At 40.7% G+C, this 15,238-nt stretch carries 19 protein-coding genes and 1 riboswitch; of the genes, 14 read left to right on the forward strand and 5 right to left on the reverse strand.

Annotated elements, in window-relative coordinates; genetic code table 11:
- Window positions 1-6: 6 nt before the first annotated feature.
- Window positions 7-708, reverse strand: a complete 702-nt coding sequence (locus ACXAEO_RS03445; protein ID WP_474878006.1) for a helix-turn-helix transcriptional regulator — start codon at window positions 706-708, stop codon at window positions 7-9.
- 186 nt (window positions 709-894) lie between these two features.
- Between ACXAEO_RS03445 and ACXAEO_RS03450 the strand changes: the two genes are divergently transcribed.
- The 10 genes from ACXAEO_RS03450 to ACXAEO_RS03495 all read left to right on the forward strand — a co-directional run bounded on the left by ACXAEO_RS03450 (window position 895) and on the right by ACXAEO_RS03495 (window position 6,297).
- Entirely contained in the window at window positions 895-1,290 is a 396-nt protein-coding gene (locus ACXAEO_RS03450; RefSeq protein WP_474878008.1) for a Spx/MgsR family RNA polymerase-binding regulatory protein, read from the forward strand.
- Window positions 1,291-1,489: 199 nt separating this feature from the next.
- Window positions 1,490-2,557 (forward strand): competence type IV pilus ATPase ComGA, encoded by a 1,068-nt coding sequence (gene comGA / locus ACXAEO_RS03455; protein ID WP_474878011.1) that lies wholly within the window; start codon window positions 1,490-1,492, stop codon window positions 2,555-2,557.
- Window positions 2,554-3,591 (forward strand): competence type IV pilus assembly protein ComGB, encoded by a 1,038-nt coding sequence (comGB, locus tag ACXAEO_RS03460; protein ID WP_474878013.1) that lies wholly within the window; start codon window positions 2,554-2,556, stop codon window positions 3,589-3,591. The genes comGA and comGB overlap by 4 nt, the downstream gene beginning before the upstream one ends.
- An 85-nt stretch (window positions 3,592-3,676) precedes the next feature.
- Window positions 3,677-4,012, forward strand: a complete 336-nt coding sequence (gene comGC, locus ACXAEO_RS03465) for a competence type IV pilus major pilin ComGC (RefSeq protein ID WP_474878017.1) — start codon at window positions 3,677-3,679, stop codon at window positions 4,010-4,012.
- Window positions 3,978-4,436: a competence type IV pilus minor pilin ComGD gene (gene comGD / locus ACXAEO_RS03470; protein WP_474878018.1), complete on the forward strand. Its 459-nt coding sequence runs from the start codon at window positions 3,978-3,980 to the stop codon at window positions 4,434-4,436. The genes comGC and comGD overlap by 35 nt, the downstream gene beginning before the upstream one ends.
- Window positions 4,420-4,755 carry a prepilin-type N-terminal cleavage/methylation domain-containing protein gene (locus tag ACXAEO_RS03475; RefSeq protein WP_474878020.1) on the forward strand — a complete coding sequence of 112 codons (336 nt, stop codon included), beginning with the start codon at window positions 4,420-4,422 and terminating at the stop codon, window positions 4,753-4,755. The genes comGD and ACXAEO_RS03475 overlap by 17 nt, the downstream gene beginning before the upstream one ends.
- On the forward strand, window positions 4,752-5,195 hold the full coding sequence (gene comGF, locus ACXAEO_RS03480) for a competence type IV pilus minor pilin ComGF (RefSeq protein WP_474878022.1): 444 nt from the start codon (window positions 4,752-4,754) through the stop codon (window positions 5,193-5,195). The genes ACXAEO_RS03475 and comGF overlap by 4 nt, the downstream gene beginning before the upstream one ends.
- Window positions 5,170-5,565: a competence type IV pilus minor pilin ComGG gene (comGG, locus tag ACXAEO_RS03485; protein WP_474878024.1), complete on the forward strand. Its 396-nt coding sequence runs from the start codon at window positions 5,170-5,172 to the stop codon at window positions 5,563-5,565. Before comGF ends, comGG begins: the two co-directional genes overlap by 26 nt.
- A gap of 15 nt (window positions 5,566-5,580) precedes the next feature.
- Window positions 5,581-6,093, forward strand: a complete 513-nt coding sequence (locus tag ACXAEO_RS03490) for a shikimate kinase (protein ID WP_474878026.1) — start codon at window positions 5,581-5,583, stop codon at window positions 6,091-6,093.
- A 24-nt stretch (window positions 6,094-6,117) separates the two neighbouring features.
- Window positions 6,118-6,297, forward strand: a complete 180-nt coding sequence (locus ACXAEO_RS03495) for a YqzE family protein (protein WP_474878029.1) — start codon at window positions 6,118-6,120, stop codon at window positions 6,295-6,297.
- Window positions 6,298-6,348: 51 nt separating this feature from the next.
- Here ACXAEO_RS03495 and ACXAEO_RS03500 read toward each other — a convergent pair whose 3' ends face one another.
- Genes ACXAEO_RS03500 through ACXAEO_RS03510 form a run of 3 tightly spaced genes read right to left on the reverse strand, consistent with a single transcriptional unit; the run spans window position 6,349 to window position 9,189 of the window.
- Entirely contained in the window at window positions 6,349-6,693 is a 345-nt protein-coding gene (locus ACXAEO_RS03500; protein WP_474878031.1) for a YqzG/YhdC family protein, read from the reverse strand.
- A gap of 17 nt (window positions 6,694-6,710) precedes the next feature.
- Window positions 6,711-7,526, reverse strand: a complete 816-nt coding sequence (locus ACXAEO_RS03505; protein WP_474878033.1) for a YqhG family protein — start codon at window positions 7,524-7,526, stop codon at window positions 6,711-6,713.
- Entirely contained in the window at window positions 7,513-9,189 is a 1,677-nt protein-coding gene (locus tag ACXAEO_RS03510) for a DEAD/DEAH box helicase (protein ID WP_474878035.1), read from the reverse strand. Before ACXAEO_RS03510 ends, ACXAEO_RS03505 begins: the two co-directional genes overlap by 14 nt.
- A gap of 199 nt (window positions 9,190-9,388) precedes the next feature.
- Window positions 9,389-9,477: riboswitch (glycine riboswitch) on the forward strand.
- A 220-nt stretch (window positions 9,478-9,697) separates the two neighbouring features.
- On the opposite strand from ACXAEO_RS03510, the gene gcvT reads away from it, so the two are divergent.
- Genes gcvT through gcvPB form a run of 3 tightly spaced genes read left to right on the forward strand, consistent with a single transcriptional unit; the run spans window position 9,698 to window position 13,621 of the window.
- Window positions 9,698-10,795 (forward strand): glycine cleavage system aminomethyltransferase GcvT, encoded by a 1,098-nt coding sequence (gcvT, locus tag ACXAEO_RS03515; RefSeq protein WP_474883946.1) that lies wholly within the window; start codon window positions 9,698-9,700, stop codon window positions 10,793-10,795.
- A gap of 29 nt (window positions 10,796-10,824) precedes the next feature.
- Window positions 10,825-12,171: an aminomethyl-transferring glycine dehydrogenase subunit GcvPA gene (gene gcvPA, locus ACXAEO_RS03520; protein WP_474878038.1), complete on the forward strand. Its 1,347-nt coding sequence runs from the start codon at window positions 10,825-10,827 to the stop codon at window positions 12,169-12,171.
- A complete protein-coding gene (gene gcvPB, locus ACXAEO_RS03525) occupies window positions 12,164-13,621 on the forward strand; it encodes an aminomethyl-transferring glycine dehydrogenase subunit GcvPB (protein WP_474878041.1) in 1,458 nt (485 codons plus the stop codon). Before gcvPA ends, gcvPB begins: the two co-directional genes overlap by 8 nt.
- Window positions 13,622-13,725: 104 nt before the next feature.
- Here gcvPB and ACXAEO_RS03530 read toward each other — a convergent pair whose 3' ends face one another.
- Entirely contained in the window at window positions 13,726-14,100 is a 375-nt protein-coding gene (locus ACXAEO_RS03530; protein ID WP_474878044.1) for a rhodanese-like domain-containing protein, read from the reverse strand.
- Window positions 14,101-14,254: 154 nt separating this feature from the next.
- On the opposite strand from ACXAEO_RS03530, the gene ACXAEO_RS03535 reads away from it, so the two are divergent.
- Complete coding sequence (locus ACXAEO_RS03535; protein ID WP_474878046.1) at window positions 14,255-15,088, forward strand: lipoate--protein ligase family protein; 834 nt, start codon at window positions 14,255-14,257, stop codon at window positions 15,086-15,088.
- The last annotated feature ends 150 nt before the right edge of the window (window positions 15,089-15,238 follow it).

Below are 15,238 nucleotides of genomic sequence, written 5' to 3' on the forward strand. Positions count from 1 at the left end.
TAAATATTAGTTTGTAACGCTTACATGATAGGTGCAAGTTTCACATCCTAAAGCCATGCTGTCTTTTGTTTCAAACGTAAGCTGATCGAACAAGGCATCAAACATTCCTTTAAGAAATGCATTGTGCATATTACAGATTGCTTCATGATGCTGGAAAGCCGTTTCTTTAAATGGACAGTTTCGGATTTCGAAAATGATTGTTTTTTCTTGTTCGTTCATTGTGAACACGGGAAATAGTCCCATGTTGGCAGCCGCTTCTTTAATCATGGTCAATCGTTCCTCATATGAAAGAGAAGGCAGCATCGCTAATGAACCTCGATACAGCTGTTTCATATAAGTTATCCCATACTCGTATGCGCTGCTGTTAAATAATGACTGTCCTTCTTCTCCGAGTTTTGCAATAGCCCCTATAGCGATGTTTGCTAAAAGCTGAAAGTCACGATAAGGAAAAGACAATTGAATCACTTCGTCGGATAAACGATAGAGCCGGCTTGGCCTGCCGCCTTTTCCTGTTTTTTTTGTTTCTGAAACGATTAGTTTAATATCTTCCAATTTTGATAAATGGAGTCTTGCAACGTTCGGGTGAATATGGAATAAATTAGCGATTTCTTGAACCGTGACATCTTGTCGATGCTGTGAGATGTATTCATAAATGTGAAAACGTGTAGCATCTGATAGAACATTTGTTATTTTTAAAGTTTCTTCCATGTGGTTTCACTCCTAGTGCCGAGTATAAACTTAATTATAATATACGTTTGCACGATGGCATATGAAGGAAAAAGATAAATACCACAAGTTTAAAAAAAGTTCACAAAATACCTATACAATAGTTATACAAAACATGTACAATATATATAAATAAGTTAAACGTTAATTTTAACTAGGAGGTTGAATATGGAAACCATTTTGTTTTTTACGTATCCGAGCTGTACATCATGCCGGAAAACAAAAAAATGGCTCGTAAATGCAGACGTAAATTTTGAAGAACGTCATTTGTTTCGGGAAACGCCTTCTTATGAAGAACTTTTAAGTCTTTTAGCGATGACAACAGAAGGTATGGATGAATTATTAGCGAAACGAAGTCAGGAATATAAAAGCTTAAATATAGACGTAGAAAGCCTGTCTCTTTCTGAAGTCGTAAAGCTGTTAATTGAACAGCCGCGCTTGTTGCGCCGTCCAATTTTGACAGATGGAAAAAAGTTGGTCGTCGGTTATAATGAATCAGCATTAAAAAATTTAGTGAAGCGTAGATCGGGTTTGAAGTCCAAGGTGTCTTCACTCGTCGGATAATTGTACAAAACGTATACACAACTGTTGCTATTCAACATCGATTTTTAACTGACAGTATAAACCGCCGGAACCCTATTTAGCAGAAGGTTCTAGCGGTTTATATTTGTTTATATCTTTACAAATTCTTAACAAAAGTATTGTAGGAAAAACGAAGAAAAGCGAGAATATTGTAGATGTATTTTGAATAAAGGAGGAGATTATGATTACAGCGAGTATTGAAAAAATAGCCGAGCAGCTCATTCACTACGCGTATAGGCACCGTATTTCCGATGTGCATATTGTCCCAGGAGAAGAAAGTGCGATTGTGCAAGTTCGAATGGGGAAACACTTAGTCATGAAGGAAAGAATGTCTAAACAAAATTGTGAACGACTCATTGCTCACTTTAAGTTTTTAGGCGGAATGGATATTGGTGAAAAACGAAAACCTCAAAGCGGCTCTTTAGGAGTGACCATTGGAAATGAGCCTGTCAGTTTACGGTTTTCCACACTGCCCACTTTTTTTGAAGAAAGCCTCGTTATCCGCATCCTACCTCAACATCATATCACCCCGCTAGAACAGTTGTCGCTCTTTCCGAGTGTGACGAAAAAACTCATCTCTTTACTAAAACATTCCCATGGATTAATTATTTTTACAGGCCCGACTGGTTCTGGAAAAACGACTACTTTATATACCCTTTTAAATCAATCTAAAAAAATGTTCAACCGTAATATTATTACGCTTGAAGACCCGATTGAATGTAGAAGCGAAGGGGTGCTGCAAGTTCAAGTCAATGAAAAGGCGGGGATTACGTATTCTACCGGCTTACGAGCCATTTTGAGGCATGATCCGGATATTATCATGGTCGGAGAGATTCGAGATGATGAAACAGCCCAAATCGCGGTGAGAGCTGCATTAACAGGTCATTTAGTGTTAACAACTATGCATACAAAAGACGCTCCGGGTGCTATTTATCGCTTACTGGAATTTGGGGTGGGCTTTCAGGAAATTGAACAAACTCTTGTCGCTGTAGCAGCTCAACGGCTCGTTGAATTAAAGTGCCCTTTTTGTACAGGAGAATGCCATCCTTTATGCCGAAAGATGAGGAAAAATCGCCAAGTGAGTGTATATGAGCTTCTTCATGGAAAAGCATTAAATGAAGTGCTGAAAAAATGTAAGGGAGAAGAGAGTGCCTACCATTATGCTACGCTTCGGGATGTGATTAAAAAAGGAATTGCTTTAGGTTATTTATATCCAAATAGTTTAGATGGATGGGGAAACGATGAATGAAGCGACAGAAACGGAAATGGAATTTGTCCACGCAATCCCTTTTCCTTACGAAACTGTCTGAGCTGCTGCAGCACGGTTATACCTTATCTCGAGCAATGGAATTTCTTCGTTTTCAATTTTCATCTCCGTTAGGAGCTGATATTGATAAGTTATTAACACAGTTGAAGAGCGGTGTATCGTTACATGACGCATTTGAAGCGTTACAATTCCATCGTGATATTTTAGGCTACCTCTATTTTTCTGAACGGCATGGAGATTTAATTGTTGCTTTAAGAGAAGGGGCCGCAATGATTGATAGAAAGCGTGCAAACGCCAATAAAATCAAAAAAGTGATACACTATCCTCTTATTTTGTTTTCCTTTCTTTTTATCCTTTTCTTTGTTATGACTACGGTGTTGCTTCCACAATTTCAATCTCTTTATGTTTCAATGGGAACAGAGGTATCGTGGCCTCTCGTTTTATTAATGCAATTTGCTGCCCTTTTTCCATATGGCTGTCTTTTCTGCTTAGCATTGGTCATGGGCGGATATGTGGTTTACGCTATATATTGGAGAAAAAAGCCGATCCTTCAGCAAATGGATTTTTGGTTAGCCATCCCTGTAGTGAAAAGAGTCCTTCCACTATTTAATTCCTATGTTTTTTCTGTTCACTTTAGCAATTTACTGAAAGGTGGTTTATCTATCCATGAATGTTTAAGTTTATTTGAGAGACAGACGCATTATCCTTTTCTTCAAGTCGAGGCATCTTTTATGAAAAAGCAGCTTATAAACGGAACGGCTTTAGAGGATATCGTGGCTCAAAGGGGATATTATGATGCCCAGTTGGCTAATGTGATTGCTCATGGGCAGTCGCATGGAGAATTAGGGAAAGAGTTGGGGAACCACAGTCAATTTATTTTAGAGAGATTGGAGTACATTTCATTAAGATGGCTAAATATGGTGCAACCAGTGCTTTTCTCTTTAATTGGATTACTTGTTTTAACGATGTATTTGTCCATCATGCTGCCGATGCTTAATGTGATGTCTACAATCTAACGAAACAGAGGTGTTTCGTCCGGTCCATTCCATTCCATCAAATCATGTCTGATATCTACAAAATATCGATAGGAGGAAAGAAAGAGTGAAAAAGTCTAGTGTAAAGGAGAAGGGTTTTACTTTAATAGAGATGCTTGTGGTCATGCTAGTTATCTCTATTCTGTTACTCATTATGATTCCTAATTTGCTAAAAAATAATGAGACGATTAACGGCAAGGGGTGCGAGGCATACGTCAAAACTGTCCAGGCACAAGTGGAGGTATATAAAATTGAAAACAATCATCAAGTTCCGACTTTAAGTGAATTAGAGCAGAACGGCTACATTACGGAAACGACATGTCCGAACGGAGATTCTCTGCAAATTAGCGAAGAGGGAGAAGTAACAAGTGGCCTTGCTCAAGAAGCCCAATCCACAACGTAATGGTTTTACGCTTATTGAGGTACTGATTGTGTTAGTACTCATTCATGCGATGGTGTTTGTAACGATTGTAAAAATTGAGCCGCTTATGCAGCAATATCGACTGTACTGGTTTATTCAACAGTTAGAGGCGGACGTATTTTTAGCACAAGAGACGGCTATCACGCAAGGACAGGTTGTTTCTCTACGATTTTCCCCTCAGAAGCATGAGTATTTTATGCTCACGTCTAACTCCTCAACATCCATTCTTCAGCGTTCTTATGATTCCCGTATCCATCTTGAGTTTGCGACATTAAAACCTCAAATTAAGTTTCTAAGCAATGGCAATATTTCTGCTTCTGGAACCTTTTTCGTGTCTTCTGGTTCGATTATGTATCAAGTGGTCTTTTTGCTTGGAAAGGGGCGCTTTTATGCTCAAAAATTGTAAAGGTTATACATTGCTTGAAATGCTTATGGCATTTTCGGTCCTTCTTCTTCTTTTGACCTCTACGCTCCCGCTTTATATTCACATCAAACAAGAACGAAAAAATGTAGAAATGGATAAAGTTGCGGTCAAGCTTCTTCATCAAGCGTTGCTGGCTTATAAATATGACGGTGTGTCTCCCCATTCCTGGACGGAGAAATGGCAGGGAGTGGCATATCAGATGGAATGGAAGGAAGGGCCGGGCGCTTTTGTTGAAGCGTGCATTTCATGGGAGGACGAAAGCGAACGCTCCCAAAAAAGGTGTGATTATATACGACGATGAAAAAAGAAGACGGTTATACGTTGTTGGAGATGCTCCTTAGCTTTTCATTGTTTTTCATGATGATGTCATTTGTTCCCGTTATTATTAAAATGACAAAAGATTACCAGCAAATAGTCGTTTCTTTATCCACGCAGGAATGGGAGCTATTTTTGCAACAGCTTACATTTGAAGTGAGAGAAGGCAAACAAATCGAGCCAGGCTATCAAAAACTGAAATTTATGAACGACGACAATCAGACCATCATTTATGAGAAATATGGGAAAAATATTAGACGGCGAGTTAATGGAACCGGTCATGAGGTTTTGCTGCAAAATGTATCGTCCATTCAATTTACGAAAGTGTCTCAAGGAATTTTTATACAGGTGACGGATTTGGAAAATCGAATTTATGCGGAACGGGTAAGTTTATTTCACAATGACGGAGGTGAAGACCATTCATAAGGAAAAGGGATTTGTCTTACCTGTCACCCTTTTGCTTGCTTTGCTCGTTTTTTTCGTTGTGCATCATCAGCTCCGAGTGTATGTAGCAGAAGCGCAATTTGCTCAATATGTAAAAAAATATTATCAGCTGGAACATTTAATGGAAACGGCGGTGTCAGAGGCTCCCCATACATTTGGTGGAGAGGAAGAAATAGGCCAAAGCAAAATGTACAAATACCCCCAAGGAGAAGTAGCATATACGTTGCAATCATGGGACAATGGACGTATGATAATTGAAATTACTTGTACTGTTTCTCCAGAAGTGAAAACGAAAGCGTGGCTTGAAGTGGAAACAGAAACAGGCCTTATTACAAGGTGGGAAAAACGATGAGAAGGGGAAGACGGCATGAAAGCAATATATCTTGTAGGATTTATGGGATCAGGGAAAACAACGATTGGAGCAGAACTTGCAAACAGATTAGAGTTGCCTGTAGTTGATACCGATCATGAAATTGAACAGCAAACAGGGAGAACGATTGCGGATATTTTTGCTCATGAAGGAGAAGCGGCATTTCGTCTGTTGGAGACAGAGAGCCTCAAGAAACTGCCGACACGTGATATTGTTATTACAACAGGTGGAGGGCTTTTCATTACCCCTGACAACCGGACATGGATGAAAGAAAATGGATTGGTCATTTATTTGCATTGTGATGTGGAAGAAATATGGGAGCGTCTGAAAAATGATCAAACAAGACCGTTGCTGCAACATAAAAATATGGAGAAAGCAAAGGAATTGTACGAAGCTCGTCAGCCTGTTTATAAAGAGGCGCATATAACCGTTGATACGACGAAAAAATCAGTGGATGAAATTTGCGAGGACATACTCCTGGTGGTTAAGGAGGAAGCAACTGGGACATAATAATGATTGAGGTGGTCCCGAGCAATGTCTACAAATGATTATGTTAAATTTGTCACTCAACAATTTGTTCGTTACATTGATAAACCGAAGGAAGAAAGGAAACAACAAAGACGCCAAAGAAAACAAGAGCGAGACTCTTTTGTCCAGCGCTGGTTCGGTGTCATTCCTTTTGGTGTGATGATGTGGTATCGAAAGAAAAAATAAAGTGTGACAAGCTTTTTGGAAATAAAAACCGGCTGCAGTGACAGCCGGTTTTTACTTTGGTGTTTCGGCAAACGAAATCGAATGAATTTTTTCGGTTTTTGTGTCAAATACGATGGTTACAAATACACCAAATTCTTTGTTCTGATTTTGTACCCAAAGTTTAAAACGTTCCGTCGTTTGATTTTCGCCTTGCTGAGAGCGACCTAAATATAAAAAATCTTTAATTTGAGCAGAAGGATATTTGGCTTTTGCTTCTTTGATGGCAATTCGGCTCCATTTTGCATAGGCAGGTATCGGTTTTGACGGCTGGGAAGCTTCCGCTATGACAGCAGGCTGCACTAAAAACGGAGATCCGGCCATGACACATAAACAGATGGTTAGCCATAGTGACTTCATTTGTAACGTCATCCTCTCTATGAAACAGACATGAGCTGCTTGCTCGTTTTCTCCGTTAAATAAAATAATCCACCGTTAATGACATCAATGTGAATTTTTGGTTCATAAAGTTCCTGCAATGCTTGTTTTTCAATGTTGTAGCAATCTGGTTTTTCATCCATTTGTTCATAAAAATGGTTTAAAAGAGATAAATCTTCTTCCCAGCGCTTTCTTGAATGGCTTGCCCATTCATGATTATCTTGTGCAATTTGTCCTTGAATAAACTGCTCCAATCGATTTAACCCGCTTCTTGGTTTAATTAATGGCGATAAAGTAAAGCAATAGTCCGAAATTTTAGGGGACAAAGGATATTGTTCGAGTTGATCTTGAAAAGAAAGGGTAATGGAGCCAGTAATTAAATGAACACCTAGTGACAAGACGGTATCTTTTTTTAAGTTGCATTGATAAGAAATCTTCACGTTCATCCCTACCCACGGATGCAGCGGCATGTGAGAAGGTTTGGTTTGGCGGACACTTTCATACAGGCGAATGAATGATCCGAGCTTTTGTGTAGAAGAGAAAATTTGGTGAAGGCGTGGAGAACCGAAGTGAATTCTCTCTCCTTTGACATTTTCATCGTGAAAAGCTGCATCTGTAATAAAGGTCAGTTTTGCAGGATTAGGAACACCGCCTGTTTTTTCTAGGTAATGCCAGTAAAACGGGCGATTCATCAGTTCTTTATCCATCTCAATGGTTAACTGTACCGTTAAGTAGAACGGTGTTTCCTCCACAATTTCGCAATGATGAGCGGTAAAATAACGTTTGAGAAATGAATGGATTTCATGTTGCTGCATGGCGTTGGTCCCCCTCGTCAAATTGCTCGGCAAACTGGATGATGGATGTTAAATTGTCCATTTTGATTTTCATTTCCCCATCACTTTTGGACTGAAGGAAAATATCTTGGACATGTTCTTCGAAGTTTTTGATATCTAAGCGCGTTAAAATATCATCAAGTTCTCCAATGACTCGTTCAAATAAATGAATTTTTTCATAGAGAAGCTTTAAAATATGGTCTTCAATCGTATTAGAAACAGAAAAATTGTAAATTTGGACATCGTGCTGCTGACCAAGACGGTGAATTCGTCCAATTCTTTGTTCCAACTTCATCGGATTCCATGGCAAATCAAAATTAATAATGTGATGGCAAAATTGTAAATTAATGCCTTCGCCACCGGCTTCTGTAGCAATTAATACTTGGGCATTTTGCTGAAAGAGCTGTTTCATCCAATCTTTCTTCCCGCGTTTAAAGCCTCCGCGAAAAGGGACGGATGATACGCCGTTTTGCTTTAAGTACCATTGTAAATAAAGTTGAGTAGCCCTGTATTCTGTAAAGATAATAACTTTATCATTAATTTGCTGAATCAATTCGAGCGCTTTCTCCGCTTTGGCATTACGTGAAATGGTCCCGATGATTCCCATCAGCTCTTCGATAAGCTCGCGGGGTGGATGATAATCTTCTGATTCGCGCTTCAGCATATTCTTTAATGTCATATAGACTGCTTCCCGGCTGCTGCAAGCTTCACGCTGTAAGGTCAGCACGGAAAAGGCACTATTTGTGAAAAAAGCATTTTTATGAGAGGTAATCTTTTCATACAGCGCCCGCTCTTCTTCTGAGAAGTCGATGGGGACTGTATGGATAATTCGTTTTGTCCACTCAATTCCGGTATCGGCTCTTCGATTGCGAATCATCACTTTATTGACGAGCTGGCGTAAATGTTCATCATTTTGCACGTCCCGCTTTTTCTTTGAAAATAGACCGTCGAATAAGGCTTGATTGCCAAGGTGGCCTGGTTTTAAAAGAGAAACGAGGTTGAAAATTTCCTCTAACCTGTTTTGAATAGGTGTCGCTGTCAGCAGTAAGCAAAATTTCTTCTTAAGCTGTTGGACAAATTCATAGTTTTTCGTTTTGTTGTTTTTGAGCTTGTGAGCTTCATCGATGATGACTAAATCATAATCTTGCTGAAAGACAATCTCGCGATGAGGCGGGCGCTTGGCGGTATCGATCGATGATACGACAATGTCACATTGCTCCCATACGTAAGACTTGCGTTGAGCCACTGCAGGAATATAGAATTTTTGATTCAATTCCATCGTCCATTGAGAAACGAGCGAGGCAGGAACGAGAATTAACGCCTTTTTTACAAGACCTCGAATCATATATTCTTTTAAAATTAATCCCGCTTCAATCGTTTTGCCAAGTCCAACTTCATCTGCTAAAATCGCTTTCCCATTCATTTCTTCGACTACTTGTTTTGCGGCTTCCAGCTGATGAGGAAGGGGAACTAAATCAGCTAAATATTTAGGAGCCTGCAGCCCTTTAAAATCAGGAATGGTCGTTTGTTTTTGAATCTGATAAGCAAGCTTGTATGTTTCCCAGTCTGCCCATGGGCCGTCTTCTTCCACTTTTGTAAGGAAAGCCTCTTTCCACTCTTCGTCAAATAAGATATCCGCATCCATGGTAAAACACCCCTTTCATCAATTTCTTGTTGAATTATTGCAAAGTTTAATGATAGGATGTAAATATAATTCGGAAATTTTCAAATAAACAGTTGATTTTGATTTTATTAATAAATGTTCATTTCTTTTCGACTTTAATGGTCGTGTAACAGCAGTTTCCATCTAGTATGACCAACAAATGACAATTTTATATAGGCGAATGAGAATAAGGGGAGAGACTGCTTCAATGCAGCGCCGAAGGAGCAAGTGAAGAACGAATCTCTCAGGCAAAAAGACTCTTATTTGACGCAACTCTGGAGAGTGCTTACAATGTAAGCCACCCAAGAGGCAAACCGATGAAGCGACAAACAGCGGGTAAAACTTTCAGGTGAAAGGACAGAGACTTCCTAGTGAATAACAGGGAGGTGTCTGTCCTTTTTTCATTGGATGAAAGAGGTGCTGGTTGCCTAGTCCTATGTAAACATGCGTAAGAGGTGGATAATTTAAAAGATTAAAAGGGGGATTTATGATGGGAGATTTAAACAGAACGCCACTCTATGATACATATAAGCAATTAGGAGCTAAGCTCATTGATTTTGGAGGATGGGAGCTACCTGTTCATTTTTCCTCAATCAAAGAAGAGCATGAGGCTGTTCGTACAGCAGCAGGGTTGTTTGATGTGTCGCATATGGGAGAAATAACCGTCACGGGTGCGGATAGTCTTGCTTTTTTACAGAAGATAATGACAAATGATGTATCTGTCTTAACGGATGGAAAAGCCCAGTATACGGCGATGTGTTATGAAGACGGGGGAACGGTAGATGATTTGTTGATTTATAAGCAAGGTGATCAAGACTATTTGCTTGTTGTCAATGCGGCCAATATTGAAAAAGACTTTGAATGGCTGAAGCAGCATGTAAGTGGTGATGTCACTGTGATAAACAAGTCGGCTCATATCGCCCAGCTTGCGGTTCAAGGTCCATTGGCTGAACAAATTGTTCAAAAGCTGACAACCGTGAATTTAGCGGACATTAAATTTTTCCATTTCCGTAACGATGTAGAAGTGGCAGGTGTGAATGTCCTCATATCGCGGACCGGCTATACAGGGGAAGACGGATTCGAGCTGTATTGTGAAAGCAAAGATGCTCCTGAATTATGGCAGGCGATACTAGAAGCAGGAAAAGAAGAAGGGATTGTTCCGTGTGGCCTTGGGGCCCGTGATACGCTTCGGTTTGAGGCGAATTTGCCTTTATACGGTCAAGAACTTTCCAAGGACATTACACCAATTGAAGCAGGAATCGGATTTGCAGTGAAAACAAATAAAGAAGATTTCATTGGAAAAGAAGTGTTAAAGGGACAAAAGGAGCATGGAGCACCTCGTAGACTTGTCGGACTGGAAATGATTGAGAAGGGAATTCCCCGCCATGGGTACGAAGTATTCGTTGGGGAAGAGAAGATTGGGGACGTGACGACAGGAACACAGTCGCCAACTTTGAAAAAGAATGTGGGAATAGCGTTGCTAAAAGCGGAATTTGCCAGCCTTGGAACAGAAGTAGAAGTGCAAATTAGGCAAAAGCGTTTGAAAGCAAACGTCGTGTCAACACCGTTTTATAAACGTTCAAAATAAATCATCCATATGGAGAAGGAGCAGAAGGTATGAAGCATCGATATTTGCCAATGACAGAACAAGATCAAAAAGAGATGATGCAAACAATTGGTGTAGAGTCAGTTGACGAGCTGTTTGCGGATATTCCACAGAGCGTACGCTTTCAAGGGTTGTATAACATTAAAGAAGCGGCATCCGAGTCCGAACTTGTGAAAGAATTAAGCCAATTGTCAGCAAAAAATAGAAATGTGAAAGACTATCCATCCTTTTTAGGAGCCGGTGTATATGATCACTATATGCCAATTATTGTTGATCACGTCATTTCTCGATCTGAATTTTATACGGCGTATACACCATATCAGCCAGAAATCTCCCAAGGGGAATTGCAGGCAATTTTTGAATTTCAGACGATGATTTGCGAACTGACGGGAATGGATGTAGCGAATTCGTCCATGTATGATGGCGGGACGGCGTTGGCGGAAGCCGCGATGCTGAGTGCAGGACAAACGAAAAAGAAAAAAATTTTAGTATCAGCAGCCGTTCATCCGGAATCACGCGATGTGTTGAAAACATATGCAAAAGGTCAGTATTTACAAGTAGTTGAAATTCCGGCTAAAGACGGCGTAACGGATTTAGAAGTATTAACAGCTCAAATGGATGAAAACGTAGCGTGCGTATTAGTTCAATATCCAAACTTCTTCGGTCAGATTGAACCGTTAAAGGAAATCGAGCAAATCGCTCATCGTGAGAAAGGCATGTTTGTAGTATCAAGCAATCCATTAGCCTTAGGCGCGTTAACACCTCCGGGACAATTCGGAGCCGATATTGTTGTCGGAGATGCACAACCATTTGGTATTCCGCTCCAATTTGGCGGTCCTCATTGTGGGTATTTTGCGACAACCGCAAAACTGATGAGAAAAATTCCTGGACGTCTTGTCGGTCAAACGACGGACGAAGATGGAAAGCGTGGATTTGTCTTGACGCTGCAAGCTCGTGAACAGCATATTCGCCGTGACAAAGCTACATCTAACATTTGCTCGAATCAGGCGTTAAATGCCCTCGCTGCTTCCGTTGCCATGACCGCACTCGGAAAAAAAGGGGTAAAAGAGATGGCGCTGCAAAACATTCATAAAGCTCGTTATGCTATGAAGGTGTTGCAGGAAAAAGGCTTGTCTGTTGTGTATACAGGTCCGTTTTTCAATGAGATGGTAGTCGCCTTCAATCAGTCGGTGACAAAAGTGAATGATTACCTTTTAATGAAAGGAATCATTGGTGGTTATGATTTAGGACGCGATTATCCAGAGTTGGAAAATCATATGCTCATCGCAGTGACAGAGCTTCGAACCAAACAAGAGATTGACCAACTTGCGAAGGAATTGGGGGATTTCCATGCATAACGAGAAACAGTCACTTATTTTTGAAGTGAGTAAAGAAGGACGTATTGGCTATTCACTGCCTGCGTTAGATGTACCTGAAACAGAGCTGGAGGAGTGTCTTCCTGCTGACTATATTCGTACAGAAGAACCGAAATTACCGGAAGTGTCTGAGCTTGATATTATGCGTCATTATACGGCTTTATCAAGGCGGAACCATGGGGTGGACTCTGGTTTCTATCCACTTGGGTCTTGTACGATGAAATATAACCCGAAAATTAATGAGCAAACTGCCCGTATGGCTGGTTTTGCCCATGTTCATCCGCTTCAGCCGGAATCGACGGTCCAAGGGGCCATGGAGCTTATGTATGATTTGCAGGAGCATTTAAAGGAAATTACTGGGATGGACGAAGTGACATTGCAACCAGCGGCAGGGGCTCACGGTGAATGGACGGGCTTAATGATGATTCGCGCATACCATGAAGCAAATGGTGATGTACATCGGACAAAAGTAATCGTACCAGACTCTGCCCATGGGACCAATCCTGCATCGGCAACTGTCGCTGGTCTTGAAACCGTGACGGTCAAATCGAATGAGCAAGGGTTAGTGGATTTAGAAGATTTACGTCGTGTTGTCGGAAGCGATACAGCAGCTTTAATGCTGACAAATCCGAATACGCTTGGCTTATTTGAGGAGAACATTTTAGAGATGGCGCAAATCGTTCATGAAGCAGGCGGCAAGCTTTATTATGACGGAGCCAATTTAAATGCGGTATTAAGTCAGGCACGCCCTGGCGACATGGGCTTTGATGTGGTTCATTTAAACCTTCACAAAACTTTTACAGGTCCTCATGGAGGCGGGGGCCCTGGATCGGGTCCGGTAGGGGTGAAGGCAGATTTGATGCCGTTCTTGCCGAAACCAGTATTGCTGAAAACAGAAGAAGGTTTCCACTTTGAGTACGATCGTCCGCAATCGATTGGACGTGTGAAACCTTTTTACGGGAACTTCGGGATTAATGTACGTGCCTATACGTATATTCGTTCAATGGGGCCTGACGGGTTAAAGGCTGTAACGGAAAATGCCGTCTTAAATGCTAACTACATGATGCGCCGTTTAGCGGAATATTATGATTTGCCGTTTGATCGTCATTGTAAGCATGAATTTGTTTTATCGGGCAGACGCCAGAAGAAGCTAGGTGTTCGTACGCTTGATATTGCGAAGCGCTTATTGGACTTTGGCTATCATCCGCCGACGATTTATTTTCCGCTCAACGTAGAGGAATGCATTATGATTGAGCCGACTGAGACAGAATCGAAGGAGACACTCGATGCATTCATTGACGCGATGATTCAAATTGCGAAAGAAGCAGAAGAAAATCCAGAGATTGTTCAAGAAGCGCCGCATACAACTGTTGTCAAGCGCCTTGATGAAACAACGGCGGCTAGAAAGCCGATATTACGTTATCAAGCATAAAAATGCCGGTGAGAAATGCTTTGCTAATTCACGGGTAAATATGTAAAAAGCGGTGAGGAATGACCCTCGCCGCTTTTTTACATTTCTTTATAGAAAGCTATGCTTTATTTTTTTGATTTAATTTTACCAGACCACTGCTTGAAGCCGCCTTTTAATTGATACAGCTCTTGATAGCCGTTTTTGCGGAGAATTTGAGCAGCGCGGCCTGTACGAATGCCATTTTGATCGTACAGATAAACAGGCTGGTCTTTTCGCATTTCACCCATTCTCATACGAAATTGAGTTAAAGGAATGTTGCGCGCGCCTAAAATGTGTCCACCTTCATAGTCATTCGGTTCACGGATGTCAATGATTTGTGCTTTGCGGTATCCGGCACGGAATTCTTCTTCCGTTAAGGTTTTTAAAATTTTGCGCTGATAAAAATACATCGCAACGGAGTACACGATGAAAGCTCCTAGTATAATTAATGCTATTTCCATGATCATCGTCCTTTCTTCGTCTAAATCACATAAATCTATTATATAAGTGAACTAAAATAGAAGTAAAGGCGTAATTCTTTTCCTCATTCTCTTCTTTTGATAGACTAAAATATAATTGTTTGTATTCACCATATGATGAAGGACTGAGGGACAAATGAAGGAAACATGGAGATTTATCGACTCTGGTAATCGTGATCCATATTATAATATGGCACTGGATGAAGTGCTCTTAGAATGGCACAGTGAAGGAAAAATCCCGCCGACCATCCGTTTTTATGGCTGGAATCCTGCTACTTTGTCAATTGGCTATTTTCAAAAAGCGGAGAAAGAAATTGATTTTGAGATGGTTAAAAAGCATGAGCTCGGATTTGTGCGGCGCCCAACAGGAGGAAGAGGCGTCTTACATGAACATGAGCTTACATATAGCGTCATTGTGTCAGAAGACCATCCTGATATGCCGAAAACCGTAACGGAAGCCTATCGCATTATTTCACAAGGATTATTGGAGGGGTTTAAGTTGTTAGGGCTCGATGCTTATTTTGCTGTTCCGAAAACAGAAGAAGAAAAAAATAGCTTAAAAAATCCTCGATCTTCCGTTTGTTTTGATGCGCCGTCATGGTATGAACTGGTCGTGGAAGGGCGTAAAGTCGCTGGTAGTGCTCAAACGCGTCAAAAAGGAGTCATCTTACAGCATGGATCTATCTTACTTGATTTGGACGAGGATAAGCTGTTTAGTGTATTCAAATATTCAAATGACCGGGTAAAAGAGCGGATGCAGCGGGCATTTCGTGAAAAAGCGGTTGCCATTAATGCGATTGCCAACAGAACAGTTGAACTTGAAGAAGCGAAAGTCGCCTTCCAAAAAGGGTTTGAACTCGGATTAAATGTAGAACTTGAACCATATACACTTACGCCAGACGAAGAACAATATGTTCAACAACTGGCGAAAACAAAATATGCAGCAGATGAGTGGAATTTTAAAAGATAGAGTATAGGGTGAGTGAGAAGGTACATTTCTCGGCTCACCTTTTTCGTTCAGTAAATAAATAGGGAATGTTGCGACTTTTTTTTGTTAGTATGATGGAATTTGCTGTCGCATTCCGGAATTTTTTTAGCTAATGTCTTATAAAGCCATAGC

Source organism: Bacillus sp. ABA4_010 (assembly GCF_056159105.1).